Annotated in this window: 11 protein-coding genes; 9 read left to right on the top strand and 2 right to left on the bottom strand. The window is 46.0% G+C overall.

Annotated elements, in window-relative coordinates; translation table 11 throughout:
• The first annotated feature begins 167 nt into the window (after window positions 1–167).
• The 4 genes from AC1DP6_RS12685 to AC1DP6_RS12670 all read left to right on the top strand — a co-directional run bounded on the left by AC1DP6_RS12685 (window position 168) and on the right by AC1DP6_RS12670 (window position 3701).
• Window positions 168–512: a nuclear transport factor 2 family protein gene (locus AC1DP6_RS12685; protein WP_477025465.1), complete on the top strand. Its 345-nt coding sequence runs from the start codon at window positions 168–170 to the stop codon at window positions 510–512.
• A gap of 76 nt (window positions 513–588) precedes the next feature.
• A complete protein-coding gene (locus AC1DP6_RS12680; protein ID WP_477055152.1) occupies window positions 589–1524 on the top strand; it encodes an NADP-dependent oxidoreductase in 936 nt (311 codons plus the stop codon).
• A gap of 141 nt (window positions 1525–1665) precedes the next feature.
• A complete protein-coding gene (locus AC1DP6_RS12675) occupies window positions 1666–2523 on the top strand; it encodes a hypothetical protein (RefSeq protein ID WP_477055151.1) in 858 nt (285 codons plus the stop codon).
• Window positions 2524–2828: 305 nt separating this feature from the next.
• Window positions 2829–3701: an EamA family transporter gene (locus AC1DP6_RS12670; protein ID WP_477055150.1), complete on the top strand. Its 873-nt coding sequence runs from the start codon at window positions 2829–2831 to the stop codon at window positions 3699–3701.
• A 50-nt stretch (window positions 3702–3751) separates the two neighbouring features.
• Here the strand turns inward: AC1DP6_RS12670 and AC1DP6_RS12665 are convergent, their stop codons facing one another.
• Window positions 3752–4330 (bottom strand): RNA polymerase sigma factor, encoded by a 579-nt coding sequence (locus AC1DP6_RS12665; protein ID WP_477055149.1) that lies wholly within the window; start codon window positions 4328–4330, stop codon window positions 3752–3754.
• Between the two features lie 161 nt (window positions 4331–4491).
• Here AC1DP6_RS12665 and AC1DP6_RS12660 point away from each other — a divergent pair, with 161 nt between their 5' ends.
• From AC1DP6_RS12660 to AC1DP6_RS12640, 5 genes are all read left to right on the top strand, one after another.
• A complete protein-coding gene (locus AC1DP6_RS12660; RefSeq protein WP_477055148.1) occupies window positions 4492–5508 on the top strand; it encodes a FecR family protein in 1017 nt (338 codons plus the stop codon).
• Between the two features lie 263 nt (window positions 5509–5771).
• Window positions 5772–9032, top strand: a complete 3261-nt coding sequence (locus AC1DP6_RS12655; protein ID WP_477055147.1) for a SusC/RagA family TonB-linked outer membrane protein — start codon at window positions 5772–5774, stop codon at window positions 9030–9032.
• 21 nt (window positions 9033–9053) lie between these two features.
• The gene (locus AC1DP6_RS12650; protein ID WP_477055146.1) at window positions 9054–10706 is read left to right on the top strand and encodes a RagB/SusD family nutrient uptake outer membrane protein; all 1653 of its coding nucleotides are present in this window, start codon (window positions 9054–9056) and stop codon (window positions 10704–10706) included.
• Window positions 10707–10737: 31 nt separating this feature from the next.
• Complete coding sequence (locus AC1DP6_RS12645; protein WP_477055145.1) at window positions 10738–12018, top strand: IPT/TIG domain-containing protein; 1281 nt, start codon at window positions 10738–10740, stop codon at window positions 12016–12018.
• A 2-nt stretch (window positions 12019–12020) separates the two neighbouring features.
• Window positions 12021–13154, top strand: coding sequence for a family 20 glycosylhydrolase (locus AC1DP6_RS12640; protein ID WP_477055144.1), 1134 nt, complete (start codon window positions 12021–12023; stop codon window positions 13152–13154).
• 168 nt (window positions 13155–13322) lie between these two features.
• On the opposite strand, the gene AC1DP6_RS12635 is transcribed toward AC1DP6_RS12640, so the two are convergent.
• On the bottom strand, window positions 13323–13739 hold the full coding sequence (locus AC1DP6_RS12635) for a hypothetical protein (protein ID WP_477055143.1): 417 nt from the start codon (window positions 13737–13739) through the stop codon (window positions 13323–13325).
• Window positions 13740–13838: the final 99 nt, after the last annotated feature.

Here is a 13838-nt window from a genome sequence, read left to right as displayed (position 1 = left end):
GAAGAGAAGGGGTGCATCTGCGGATGTGCCTCTTTTTTTATGCGGAAATGAGTAACAAATGCGCCGTAGCATGCCCTTATTGCGGAATTTTGTACCCTGAAACAGGTGAATCCGGCAGAAAAATAACGGTATGATTTTTTCGCGGTTATCATAAAAAATAGCTCATTATGGAAAAGATAAACCAGGTATCTGATAATGCGAAAGTGGTACTTTCACTGATACAGGCCATCAATGAAGAAGATTTCGATGCAGCAAAGCGTTTTGCCAACGAGGAAATGACTTTTGAAGGCGTGATGGGATCAAGACAGGGCGCCACTGCCTACTTCGATGATATGAAAAAGATGAAGCTGAAATATGCCGTACAGAAGGTGTTTGTGGACCAGGAAGACGTATGTCTGTTTTATGATCTGACGATGGACGGTAAAACCATTTTTGGTTGCGCATGGTACCACCTGGATGGGGGAAGGGTGAGTTCACTGAAAGTTATTTTCGATCCGAGACCATTCCTCTGAAATGTACAGAATTTTCGTATAAATATACAGGTAATAGCCGCTTGCCAGCGTTACATTTGTTTTAAAATTGAGCACAATGAAAGCTATTATTTTGAAGGAACCTGGCAGCGTGGATCATTTACAGATCGTTGAACTACCGTTGCCTGTTATTGCCGCAGGAGAAGTGCTGGTGAAAGTAAAAGCCATCAGTATTAACCCGGTAGACGTAAAAACGCGCATTGGTAAAGGACAGTGGGCACGATTGAAAGATGAATATCCGCTGATATTGGGATGGGATATTTCCGGTGTCGTCACCGCTTCTGCTTCTCCTCTGTTTAAGGTAGATGATGAAGTATTCGGGATGGTCAATTTCCCGGGCCATGGCAGAGGGTATGCCGAGTATGTAGCTGCTCCTGCTGAACACCTGGTATTGAAGCCAGCCAACATTTCGCATGAAGCCGCCGCCGCGGCTACACTGGCAGCACTCACTGCATGGCAGGGCATGACGTATTATACGCCTATTTTACCCGGACAAAAAGTATTGGTACACGCAGCTGCCGGTGGCGTAGGACACTATGCCGTGCAATTGGCTAAACATTGGGGCGCATATGTCATCGGTACTTCTTCTTCTGCCAACAAATCCATGGTACTGGGTTTGGGAGCTGATGAACATATTGACTATACTACCCGGCAACTGGAAGAGCACACAAAAGATATTGATTTTGTAGTAGATACGCTTGGCGGTGAAAACATTGATCGCTCGTTGCTGGTCATGAAAGAAGGTGCTACTATTGTAAGTCTGCCTTCCGGTCTGAAAGAAGCCGTTACAGAAAAAGCGGAAGCAGTGGGCTGCCATGGCTATCCTGTGGCCGTAAAATCCAGTGGCGCAGATATGGCGAAACTCGCGGATCTTTTACAACAAGGACAGTTGATTTCCCATGTTTCCAGGATATTCGGCTTCGAAGAAATGGCTGCTGCACATTTGCAGATTGAATCCGGAAGAACCGTTGGTAAAGTAATTATATTGTTATAAAATGACAACCTGCGCTGTGGTAGTTGCTCTGACAGCAGCGCGGTTGTTTTTAATTTATCTTGATATATTTTTTGACTTGCTGAATACCCTGAACCTTTTACATTTACGCTGCTTATGATTTAATCACTTATTATTATAACCATGCGTACCCTCAATTTCTTCATGCTGTCATCCCTGTTGCTATTGGCTATGGGATGTAAAAAAGATGCAAAAGACACCAAAGGCAGAAATAATAGCCTTAATTCCAACGAGAAAATACCTGTAGAAATACAAATTAACCAGGTCGATAAAGGCGCCCGTAACAGTGGTCATTATTTAAGTGCCATCTACAACGGTGTTATTGACGCAGACATTACTTTTAAAGTACAGGTACCCCGAACAGGAGGGCTACCGGACACTGTTATTACGGCGACTATACCTGCCGGTTATAAAAACCTGATACGTGATAATCCTTCCGGAATAGGTAATATAAACCTGTTTGAATATTATATCGGCCCAACAGGTAATTTTGATGTGGATGAAAAGGTATTATCCATTCAAAGCCCGGATAAAAAGTATGTTTTCTCTTCCCACTATGATAAAATAAATTGCATGGAGTTGGCTACCACCGTGTATTTTAAGGCTAATCATTATGTGATTAATTACAGTGACTTCAGTTATGTCACGTCTATGTTGTATCAAAAGGCAGATAAAAGTTATGCTTTCTCTTGTTACAATGCGCTGAGAGTAAAATCTGGATTATCACAACCCGCTTTATTTGTGGGACAGAAAATAAAGATGCCTTACTTTAAGTTCTATTATGGTAACAAAGATTATGGCACCGAGGTAGATGCCAATGGGACTGCCCCTGGTTCCGGTTCTACCATTGAATTTACGATTACCGCCATAGGCGATAAAACATTCGACGCCATTTTTTCCGGTAAAGTATGGTCCAAAGCGGATGCGGATACCTCGGTGATAACAGAAGGCAGGTTGATGCACGCAAAATTACCTGAGTAATATTTTTTAAGGATGATGCGCCACCGTTGTAAAAGCGGTGGCGTTTTTTTATGCCGTATAGGAGTATTTAAAAAAATATTTCTACCTTGTAACCATAATATAACTCACATGCACCGCATATATTCCAGTACACCTCCTCCAGCTGTTGTTGTTTTGCAGGCAAAATAACCAGCATTTCTTCTTCTTAGCCGCTGTTCCTGTTGCAGGAATCAGCTGAATCATTGTATCTGTCTAAGTCTGTTGACCTGGTTATTTTTTCGTGCACCTACGTTTCTCTTTATTCTTTTTCTACACAAACGAAAATAATGACCAGGTATATATTAATGGTTTTCGCCGGGGCGTGCAGCTTCGGTATACTCTCTACTTTTGTAAAATTGGCTTATCGCGAAGGCTATACTGCCGCTGAAATCTCCGGTACACAAGCCTTCACCGGTATGGTGGTATTGTGGATCCTGTTATGGATGTATCAGAAAAATAAAGCCGCCCTGAGCGCGCGGGAATGGGGTTGGTTGCTGTTAACCGGGGGCAGTATCGGATTTACCAGCTTCGTGTATTACGTGTCTGTGGCATATATTCCGGCTTCGGTGGCCATTGTGATACTGATGCAGTTTACCTGGATGGGATTGTTGCTGGAATGGTGTTTGTTTGGCAAGAAGCCTTCTTTATTACAGCTGATTACGACGGCATTAATTCTTACGGGTACCTGGCTGGGCAGCGGACTGGCTACAGGCGGTACGCAGCCGGTATCGCTGAAAGGATTGCTCTATGCCGGTGCTTCCGCCTTTTTGTACGCCATTTATGTGGTGGCCAACAGCAGGGTAGGAAAGCAGTTGCATCCACTGCAAAAAAGTGCGGTGATTATGACGGGATCCACCATGGGCATCCTGCTGGTGAATGCAGCCCCACTGATCGCCAGTACACATTTTGATCTGGGCCTGTTGAAGTGGGCACTGTTCCTGGGATTGTTCGGCACCATCATCCCGCCGTTATTATTTGCAAAGGGGATTCCCAAAGTGGGCGCTGGTATCAGTGCCGTGATTATGACGGCCGAATTGCCGGTAGCCATTGTATGCTCGCATATGATACTGAAAGAACCGGTAAATGGCTGGCAATGGGTGGGCGTAGCGTTGATGCTACTATCGATGCTGTTGTTAAATGCGCCTAATTTCCGGCGATAGATAAAATATGGGGCTGGCTGAAACAGGGAGACTGTTTGGGCCGGCCCTTTTTACTGATAGAAAATTATAGAGAGCGCCACCAGGAGACCATAGTCTTTGAATTCGTTGCGCATTACCTGTAAAGACTTCCCCATATGTTTCTCCACTGCTTTCACAGAAATGCCTAAGCGTGCTGCAATTTCTTTATTGGAGAGATGATCGCGGCGACTGAGTAAAAACACTTCCCGGCTGCGCTCCGTTAATTTATCGAGTGCGAGGGCAAATCTTTTTTCCAGCAGTTTATAGTCGTAGGTATTATCTGTTTCTGCTATTTTTTCTATCGGGAGATGTTGATGATGTTGCTGATGCAGCAGCGAATTCCTGAGCTCATTGAGTATCCGGTTGCGCAGGGCGCCGTGAAGATAGGCGCTGAAATTTTTTATGCCCGTGAGCGTAGCACGTTTTTTATAGAGCGTAGTAAAAATGTCCTGCAACATATCTTCCAGCAGGTGAGGCACGGGAAATTTTTTGTATGCATGATGATATAGTGCAGCAGCATGGCGCTGGTACAAGGTTTCAAAAGCCTTGTTGTCATTGTTTGCCAGTAATGCTATCAATTGTTCATCCTGTAATGCAATATACTCCGTCATTCTTACCACTTATGCCGGTATCGTTAGGTGTCCGGCTGCCATAAAGTGCATAAGATATAAAAAAATGGGTGGTTCCATCAACAATGGACGAAAAATAAATTTTGCGCAGGGGGTAGGGTTGGGATAAAGTGCCGTGTCTATATCTGCAGACAACCAAAATAATGAGTGATCAACAACTGATAGGGCTATTGGAAAAATACCTGCAGGGGCATTGTACGGAAGACGAACGGACGGCCCTGGAATCATGGTACGAAAACTACCGGGCAGTTCAAACGCCGGACAGTGGTGATGCACCGCCGGACCTGCTCCAGATGTATAACGATATCACCGATCGTTTAAAGAAGGAGGGGGAATGGCAGGAGCCGGCCGCGGCGGCAGTGGCTAAAATAAAACAACGTTGGTGGCAGGTAGCGGCGGCGGCAGTGCTGCTGTTGGCAGGCGCCGGTATATGGATGTTGCTACCCCGTGCAGACCGGCAGTTGGCGCTGGATACCAAAGAAGGTGTCCGGAAAAAGGTATTGCTGGAAGACGGCACCCAGGTATGGCTCAATGTAAGTAGTCACCTGACTTACCCTGCCAACATTAGTAGTGGCCACCGGGAAGTGTACCTGGAAGGAGAAGCTTTTTTCGAAGTCGCTAAAAAAGACCAGCATCCTTTTGTAATCCATACCGCTGATCTGAATGTGCAGGTGCTGGGTACCCGGTTTAATGTAAAAGCATATGAAGGAGACGGGAGCATAGAAACCACGCTGGTAGAAGGTCATGTGGCCGTTAGCCGCAATGGCAACAGCCTGGTGCTGGCGCCGGGTGAAAAAGCTATCCTCAGAAAGAAAACCCAGGTAACCAGTGGAATGGCGGTGAATGGCCGCATCGTTGACTGGGGAGATGTACTCCTCATCGTGGAAAAAGTGACACCGAATGTCAGCAGTCAGAAGGTGAGTGAACTCGTGTGGATGGATGACAGGCTGGAGTTTAAAGATAAGTCATTTCCCGAGCTGGTGCGACTGATGAGCCGTTGGTACAATCGCAAAATCATCTTAACAGACACCTTCCCGACCGACTACAGGTTTAAAGGAACTTTTAAAAAGGAAACCGTCACAGAAGCATTAACTGCATTGCAGGTAACAGCAGATTTCAATTATACCATAAAAGGGGATACCGTTTACATACATCATTAGTCAACCAGATCATAAAAAACAGTAACACGATGAAAAATTTTGTCCCGGTTCCACCGGAACCTGTATAACCACACGCCTTCCGCTAAAGAAGAAGGGAAGTGTCGCCACACTTCCCTTTAAATGTCAAACATGGAACGAAACAAGTAGTCCGTGCGGGATTTTCATTGTTTCAAATGTCTAACGTTCAATTCAAATGTATGAAAAAAACGCTGTGTTTAAAAACAGCCCTTTCCAACTATTTAGTGAGAAAAATATTCTTGTGTATGAAGCTTTGCCTCATCCTGATTACTGTTTTCATGCTACAGGTACGTGCTGATGTGCATTCACAAAGCAGGTTTTCGCTTAACAGCCGGCAGATAGCTTTGCATAAGCTGCTGGAGTGGGTAGAAACCAAGAGCGAATACCGCTTCCTGTACAATTACAAAACCTTTCCGAAAGATGAAAAGGTGGATGTCGATTTCAAAGAAGCTACGCTGCCAGAGATCCTGGATAAGGTGTTGGCCAAAAGCTTCCGCTACAAAATGCTGGAAGGAGGACTGGTAGCTATTTCCGAGAGCGCGGCCGACATAACGGTAACAGGTAAGGTAATGGCAGAAAATGGCCAGGAACTGCCCGGGGTCAGCATTCAGTTGAAAGGTACCAGCAAAGGAACCGCTACAGATGTAGACGGCAACTTTAAAATAACGGTCCCTGAAAACGGCATACTGCTCATTTCCTACCTGGGATATGAGCCGAAAGAAGTACCGGTAAAAGGCAATACACAACTACCTGTCATCAGGCTGAAACCCTCCGAGGCTGGTTTGAACGAAGTAGTGGTATTGGGGTACGGACAAAAGCAAACCCGGCAAAGTATTACCGGTGCGGTATCCAGTATACAAACCAAAGAACTCAAACAAAGCCCGGTAGCCAATTTGTCTAATGCCCTGGCAGGACGACTACCCGGTTTGATCACAGCCCAGCATTCCGGCAGACCCGGCAGTGACGATGCGCAGTTGTTCATCCGTGGTATCAGCACCACTGGTGCTACCAATCCACTCGTGGTTATTGATGGTTTACCGAGGGGAGACGCTAACATTGGTCAGCTGGACCCTAATGAAATAGAATCAGTGTCTATCCTGAAAGATGCTTCTTCTACTGCATTATACGGTATTCAGGGAGCGAATGGTATTGTGTTGGTCACCACCAAACGTGGTAAAGATGGTCCTCCCAATATCCAGGTAAACATGCAGTATGCGTTGCAGCAGCCTACTAATTTCCCCCGCTTCCTGAGCTCCTATGAGTCTGGTGTACTGGAAAATGAAGCGGCTAAAAATGATGGCATGCCTGCGGTGTTCACGGATCAGGAACTGGAATATTATAAAACAGGACTGAAGCCGTATGATTATCCCAACACAGATTGGTACAGTGAAATGATCCGGAAAAATTCACCTCAGAAAACCCTTAATATTAATATCGGAGGAGGATCCAAATATGTGAAATATTTTGTTTCCGGCTCTTACCTGCGGCAGGAGCCCATCTACAACCGTGCTAATGAAAATATTTACGGCGTCAAGTATAAATACGACCGTTTCAACTTCCGCTCCAACGTAGATATTACGCTGGATAAAAATACCGACCTGCAGGTGGACCTGGCTTCGCGGCTGGAGAATAGAACAAGTCCTTCCGGCGACAGGGGCAGCAATGAATTTTTCTTCGTGGTGCTTTCGCAGATGACCAACCGGCTTACTCCCCGGCTGAATCCCAATGGCAGCATTGCATCCGGCACATTGCGGGAAGACTTCTACAATCCATATGGCCTGATTACCCGGAATGGTTATCTGGATGCATACTGGCATAGTACCAATGGCAGCGTGGCACTTACCCGCAAACTGGATTTCATTACCCCAGGTCTGAAAGTAAAAGGACTCTTTACTTTTGAAAACTACGGGGATATCAACTTTGCACTGGATCAGGAATTTGATTCCTATCGCTATAAATCAGTACCCGGTGGGGAAGGTACGTATACCCAACACCGTAAGGCTACCAGCTTACAGCGTTCCGGCGCTTCCAGCGGAGAAAGGTATTACTACTATGATCTGAAACTGATGTATGACCGGGATTTCGGGAAACATGCTTTCAGTGGATTGTTCCTCTTTAACCGTAACTACCGCTCTCAGTCAGGTAATCTGCCAAGGGTATATGAAGGCTTCGTTGGCCGCATCGCTTACAATTATGCCACAAAGTATTACCTCGAATTCAATGCAGGTTACAATGGATCTGAAAACTTTCCTCCCGGCAAACGATATGGATTTTTCCCGGCCTTATCTGCTGCCTGGGTGCTGAGCAATGAAAATTTCATGAAAGATCAATCGTTATTCAGCTTCCTGAAAATGCGTTTCTCTCATGGTTATGTGGGTAATGATCAGGTAGGTGGAGAACGTTGGTTATATGTGTCTGATTATGCCCGTGGTGGCGGATTTACCTTTGGTAGTGTGGCTTCCGGTACCGGTGGATATTATGAAAACAGGGTGGGTAACACTGCAATCACCTGGGAGAAGGCGGCCAAAACAAACCTGGGTATAGAGACAGGCTTTATGAAAGATAAGCTGAAGTTTTCAGTAGATCTTTTTAATGAACTGCGTAAAGATATCCTGGTAGCTGCCGGCACTATTCCCGGATATATGGGTATTACCGCCTCGCTGAACAGGAATATGGGCCGCATTCAGAACAGGGGAATAGAAGCGGAACTGAACATGAACACTAATGTAGGGCCGGTAGGTGTTTTTGCAAAAGTAAACTACCAGTACGTAAAGAATAAAATCCTTGAACAGGATGAACCTAAGTTGGCCTATCCATACCAGAGTAAGGTAGGACATCCGATTGGCTATGACCTGGGATATATTGCGGAAGGACTGTTCCAGAGTCAGGATGAAATCAATAAAAGCCCTAAACAAACATTTGCTCCGCTGATACCGGGAGATGTCAAATACAAGGATATCAACGGGGATAATAAAATAGATGAAGCAGACCGGGTGATGCTTCCTATGCTGAATGTGCCTACCAATTACTTTGGTGCCACCTTCGGGATGGACTATAAAGGGATAGATGTGAGTGTACTGTTCCAGGGTGCAGCTGGTGGCCGCCAGATTTTTTCTTCACAGCTGACGGCCAACTATCGGGAAAGCTATCGTCCGATACATGAGGGTAGGTGGACACCGGAGAATGCCGCCAATGCCACTTTCCCGGCCCTGCATTTATCTGAARGCAATATGTCCAACAACTTTATCAGCTCTTCTTACTGGATCAGGAAAACAGATTACATCAAATTGAAGAATGCAGAAATAGGTTACCGCTTGCCCGCTCATTTGTTGAAAAGAGTGAAGATAAAGAGTGCCCGCATTTATGTAAATGGCATGAACCTGATCACCTGGGATAATGTAAAAGACCTGGGCATAGATCCTGAATCCAATACCGGTGGCCGCTGGGGCTGGCAGCCTTATCCGATTATGCGGGTGTTTAACGCTGGTATTACCATCAATCTTTAATCACGGGGATAAATTATAATGATGAAAAATACTTTAATAAAAACAGGGATTACGGCAGTACTGATGATGTGTGTAACTGCTTGCGGGAAAAATTTTCTCGACAGAAAGCCCAGTGACCTGATCACCGAAAAGGAAGTATTTTCAAATATTGAAAATGCGGAGGGCTTTGTAAATACCATTTATCAGAGTTTGCCTAATATGTTTAAACCCGGTTCGGGATGGGGCTTGAGCAGTGCTACCGATGAAACCAACCAGGCGAGTGATAACTCTGCCTCCTATCCGGACGCAGGTAATTTCAATACAGGATCTATGAGTCCGGCTAATTTTCCAATGGCCGACCTGTGGACCAGTTTCTATGGAAAAATCCGCGCCTGTAATAAATTCCTCACCAACTATGATATGATACCACAGGACCCTAACTATCCGCAACGTCGCAGCCGGTTGAGAGGAGAAGTGTTGTTACTGCGCGGATACTATTATTTTGAACTGATGCGTGCCTGGGGTGGCGTGCCGTTGTTGCTGAGTGAAAAAAATCCATTCGACGATCCATCCGGCATTTACTTTAAGCGCAATAGCATTCCGGAAGTGACGGCCAGTATCCTGAGTGATCTGAAAGAAGCCGCTGCATTATTGCCGGTAACGTATAACGATCGCCCTTCTAACTGGGGGCGTGGTTCTAAAATGATTGCCATGGCGCTGGAAGGACGGGTACGTTTGTTTTATGCAAGCCCGTTGTTTAATCCTGGTAATGAATCCGGCCGCTGGCAGGAAGCTGCGGTAGCCTGCAGGGCTGCATTGGATACTGCTGTCATGAACGGCTATACGTTGTATGATAACTACAGCGATATTTTCACACAGTATTTTAATAAAGAAGTGATCTGGAGTCGCGGTGCGCCCGGTGCTTTTGGTGATGGCGGCATAGATCGGGAGATGAATCCCCGCAGTGCCAATGGCTATGGAAACATTACACCTTTACAGGAGCTGGTAGATGACTATGAAATGAAGACTACGGGTTTGCCCATTACTGATCCTGCTTCCGGCTACAGCGCGCAAAGACCTTATGAAGGCAGGGATCCGCGCTTTTATGCTACCATTTTATATCCTGGTTGCAGCTGGAAAGGAAAAGTACTGGATCCTAACGGTGCTGATGCACCACGCTCCGGGCAGATAGCGACCAACTACTGGCCACGTAAATACCTGCTCCCTTCGGTAGATTTATTTTCCGGCTCCGGTGGTACCGATCGCAAATGGGTGTTGATCAGAACTGCAGAACTGTATCTCAATTATGCAGAGGCGCAGAATGAAGCAGCAGGTCCTGGTGCGGATGTATACAATGCGCTCAATGCCATTCGTGGCAGGGTAGGTATGCCATCTATCAGTGGTGGTGACCAGGCGTCGCTGCGTGCAAAGATCCGTCACGAAAGGAGAATAGAACTGGCACTGGAAGATCATCGTTTCTGGGATGTACGCCGCTGGAAAATAGCTGCACAAGTGGATAACAAAGAGGTACACGGCGTAGCTCTTTCCGGTAGCGGTAACGTTACGTATTCGTATCCGGTAATTGAGAAAAGAGTGTTTGATGCTGCCAGGAATTACTGGTTGCCTATTCCGCAAAGCGAAATGGATAAGGTCAGCAGTCAGAACCCTGGCTTTACACAAAATCCGGGTTGGTAATAACGTAACTGTCTCACTAAAAAAATAACAGATGAAAACTATATTATATCGTTTGCAGATAGTGATGCTGTTATGCACGGCCGCTGCCTGTAAAAAAGACAAGGGCTTTGTACACGACAACAATGCCCCGGTGGTGATTGATAAATTTACACCGGAAACAGGTGCCGCGGGCACGGRAGTATTAATTTACGGCAGCAATTTCAGTACAGATACCACTGGTGTAAGTGTAACTGTGAACGGCAGGAAAGCATTGATAGAAGGGGTTATCAGCGATCATATCCTGATCGTGATACCAGAAAAAGCGGGTAGTGGTAAAATCACAGTGACTATTAATGGGAAAACGACTACCTCCACCAAAGACTTCGGATATATATCTTCCTACAAAGTAAGTACGGTTGCAGGTAATGGTGTAGCTGGTTTTTCTGATGGCAAAGGCATTTTCTCCTCTTTTAATTTTGGTAAAAGATGCGGTATGGATGTAGATGCCGATGGCAATTTATATGTCGCAGATGCTGACAATCATCGTGTACGGAAAATAGCGCCTGATGGAACGGTGACAACACTGGCAGGCAATGGTGCCGGCGGCTATGTGGAAGGTAAAGGAAACACTGCGCAGTTCTCTCTTCCACTGGATATTGTTACAGATAAAGATGGCAATGTAATCGTGGCAGATCCGGCCGACTGGACCATCCGCAAAATTACACCGGATGGTACCACATCACTGATAGCGTGGGGAGAAGCCTGGGGCATTGGTATTGATAAACGCAATGGAACGATGTACTACGCCAATGCCCGCGCTGCCGGCAGCATTTTCCAGGTAACACCAGCAGGCGATGCCAAAGAGATTATCAAGGACCTCAGTTATCCCGCTGATGTAGCCGTAGATGATAAAGGCAATTTATTTGTGACAGAGAATGGGAGTTCCGTGATCAAAAAATTCGCAGCAGACACCTGGGCGCCGACCATTGTTGGTGGTACTGCTAATCAAACCGGCCTGGTAAATGGCACCGGCACAGCTTCCCGTTTCGACTATCCCTGGGGGATTGCTGTTGATGCCGCCAACAATTTGTATGTAGCTGGTAATGGCACCTCAGATGGTTCGGTGGTAAACAGCAATCAATGTATCCGTATGATCAGCGCCAATACGTGGAATGTGACTACGTATATTGGTGGCAGCACCGCAGGATTTGCAGATGGCGCCGGCGCTGCCGCGATGTTTAGTGCACCTACTGGTGTTACCATCGACAAAAACGGGGTTGTATATGTGCTGGACAGAAACAATAATCGTATCCGTAAAGTAACCACTGAGTAAAAATGAAAAGATTAAAACATATCCTGCCCGTTTTGTGGCTGTTGTGGCTGCCGGTGATGGCTCAATCGCAGCAACCGGCTCCGTTTAAATGGAATGTACTTCCGGTAAAAGGACTGCTGCTTAGTGTACCGGCTTCGCAGGACGTGCCATTGCTGTGTCGCTTCATCAAAGAAGCATTGGTAGCAGAAGGGGTGAATACGCTGGCGTTGAGGATTGAGTATGTATACCAGTTTAAATCTGATCCGGAACTGGCAGAACGGAATGCTATTTCGGAATCCGATCTGAAACAGATTGTGAAAGCCTGTAAGGAAGCGGGTATCCGGTTTATTCCGACCATGAACCTGCTGGCACATCAGTCGGAGCAAACGGAAATAGGGCCGTTGTTGAAAAAGTATCCGCAGTTCGATGAATCACCGGATTATAATCCGCCGGTGCCATGGAAAGATGGTGGAATGTTTGACTTCTATAGCAAATGTCTTTGTCCTTTGCATCCGGATTTGTTCAAAGTCATTTTTCCTTTGATGGATGAACTGATCGATGTGTGTGGGGCCGATGCTTTTCACGTAGGTTTGGACGAAGCCTGGATCATCGGGTATAATAAATGTCCGCGTTGTGGTGGTAAAGATCCGGCGGAACTGTTTGCGGGCTATGTAAATGCGTTGCATCAACATCTCAAGGAAAAAAAATGCCAGATGTGGATGTGGAGCGATCGCCTGATAGATGGAAAAGAAACGAACCTGCTGGCCTGGCAGGCGAGCATGAATAATACCGCCAGGGCGATAGATATGATACCGAAAGATATTATGATCTGTGACTGGAAGTATGAAGATGCGCCACCTACGCCTGGTTACTTTGCGATCAAAGGATTCCAGGTGCTGCCATCTGCCTGTGCTAAAACATCCGTGGCGCTGGCACAGCTGGACCAGGTTTACGCCGCCCGCAAAAATGCGCTGATGGCGGAGTTTTCACGCACCTTATCGGAACGAATGCCCGGCGTGTTTGAAACCATGTGGGTGAATACAAAAGAGTTTATTGACGGGTATTATAACCGCAAAGGCGTGCGCAAAGGCACACAGGATAATGTAGCTACGTTTAAAGCATTGTTTGCAGAAATCAGGAAGAAAGAGAAATTATAAATATCAACTATTCTAATCCTATACAGGTGCTGGGTGTGTACTCAGCACCTTTTTACTCCCGCCATCGTCATTAAAAGAGGAAAAATACGCTAAACACTTTTAGCAAATGCTGCGCAGGTTTACATTACATCATCTGCGCTGCATTTACTAAAAGCTAAAAGCTAAAAGCTAATGGCTAAAAGTTAACGGCACCATACAGCGTACATCTTTTTCATTGAGATAGTCTTCCACGCAGCAGCCCTGGGGATCCAGACCGGGTGTTTGCAGCAACTTGTCAAATGTCTGGCTGACTTTGGGCAGGTCCTGTTCATAATTCAACAGGATTTCGCTCGTATAAACCCCCTTCCTGATAATAAAACTATCGAGACCATAGGTTGCGCCCTCTCCGGGTGATTGAGCGGCTACAGCTGCCCTGTAAATGATTTCAATGCCACCTTCCRGCCGGGAGATACCGTATAGTTTTCTGCCCTGTATATCGGGCAGTAAAGCAGCCAGCTTTTCAAAGGCGGGTTTAATGCCTTGCGGAAAAGAGGAGGCTTTCACATAAAATACCTCCACATCGCGTTCTAAAGTATATGGTTCCATGGCAGACGGTTTAATGTACTGTAAATGTACCAAGGATATATTTTGAGTATACGGGGTGAAAGCGACAAATGCAGTGGTGTATCAGGACAATTATACTAA

It is taken from the genome of Chitinophaga sp. 01L420, from assembly GCF_056399985.1.
Note: the sequence above shows the minus strand (reverse complement) of the source record. Positions and strands in the feature narration are given on the sequence as shown.

Bases quoted from the DNA above. Each gene is read 5' to 3' on its own strand.
- AC1DP6_RS12680 (WP_477055152.1), top strand. From the start codon at position 589: ATGAAAGCTATTATTTTGAAGGAACCTGGCAGCGTGGATCATTTACAG.
- AC1DP6_RS12670 (WP_477055150.1), top strand. From the start codon at position 2,829: ATGACCAGGTATATATTAATGGTTTTCGCCGGGGCGTGCAGCTTCGGT.
- AC1DP6_RS12650 (WP_477055146.1), top strand. From the start codon at position 9,054: ATGAAAAATACTTTAATAAAAACAGGGATTACGGCAGTACTGATGATG.
- AC1DP6_RS12665 (WP_477055149.1), bottom strand. From the start codon at position 4,330: ATGACGGAGTATATTGCATTACAGGATGAACAATTGATAGCATTACTG.
- AC1DP6_RS12640 (WP_477055144.1), top strand. From the start codon at position 12,021: ATGAAAAGATTAAAACATATCCTGCCCGTTTTGTGGCTGTTGTGGCTG.
- AC1DP6_RS12675 (WP_477055151.1), top strand. From the start codon at position 1,666: ATGCGTACCCTCAATTTCTTCATGCTGTCATCCCTGTTGCTATTGGCT.
- AC1DP6_RS12660 (WP_477055148.1), top strand. From the start codon at position 4,492: ATGAGTGATCAACAACTGATAGGGCTATTGGAAAAATACCTGCAGGGG.
- AC1DP6_RS12685 (WP_477025465.1), top strand. From the start codon at position 168: ATGGAAAAGATAAACCAGGTATCTGATAATGCGAAAGTGGTACTTTCA.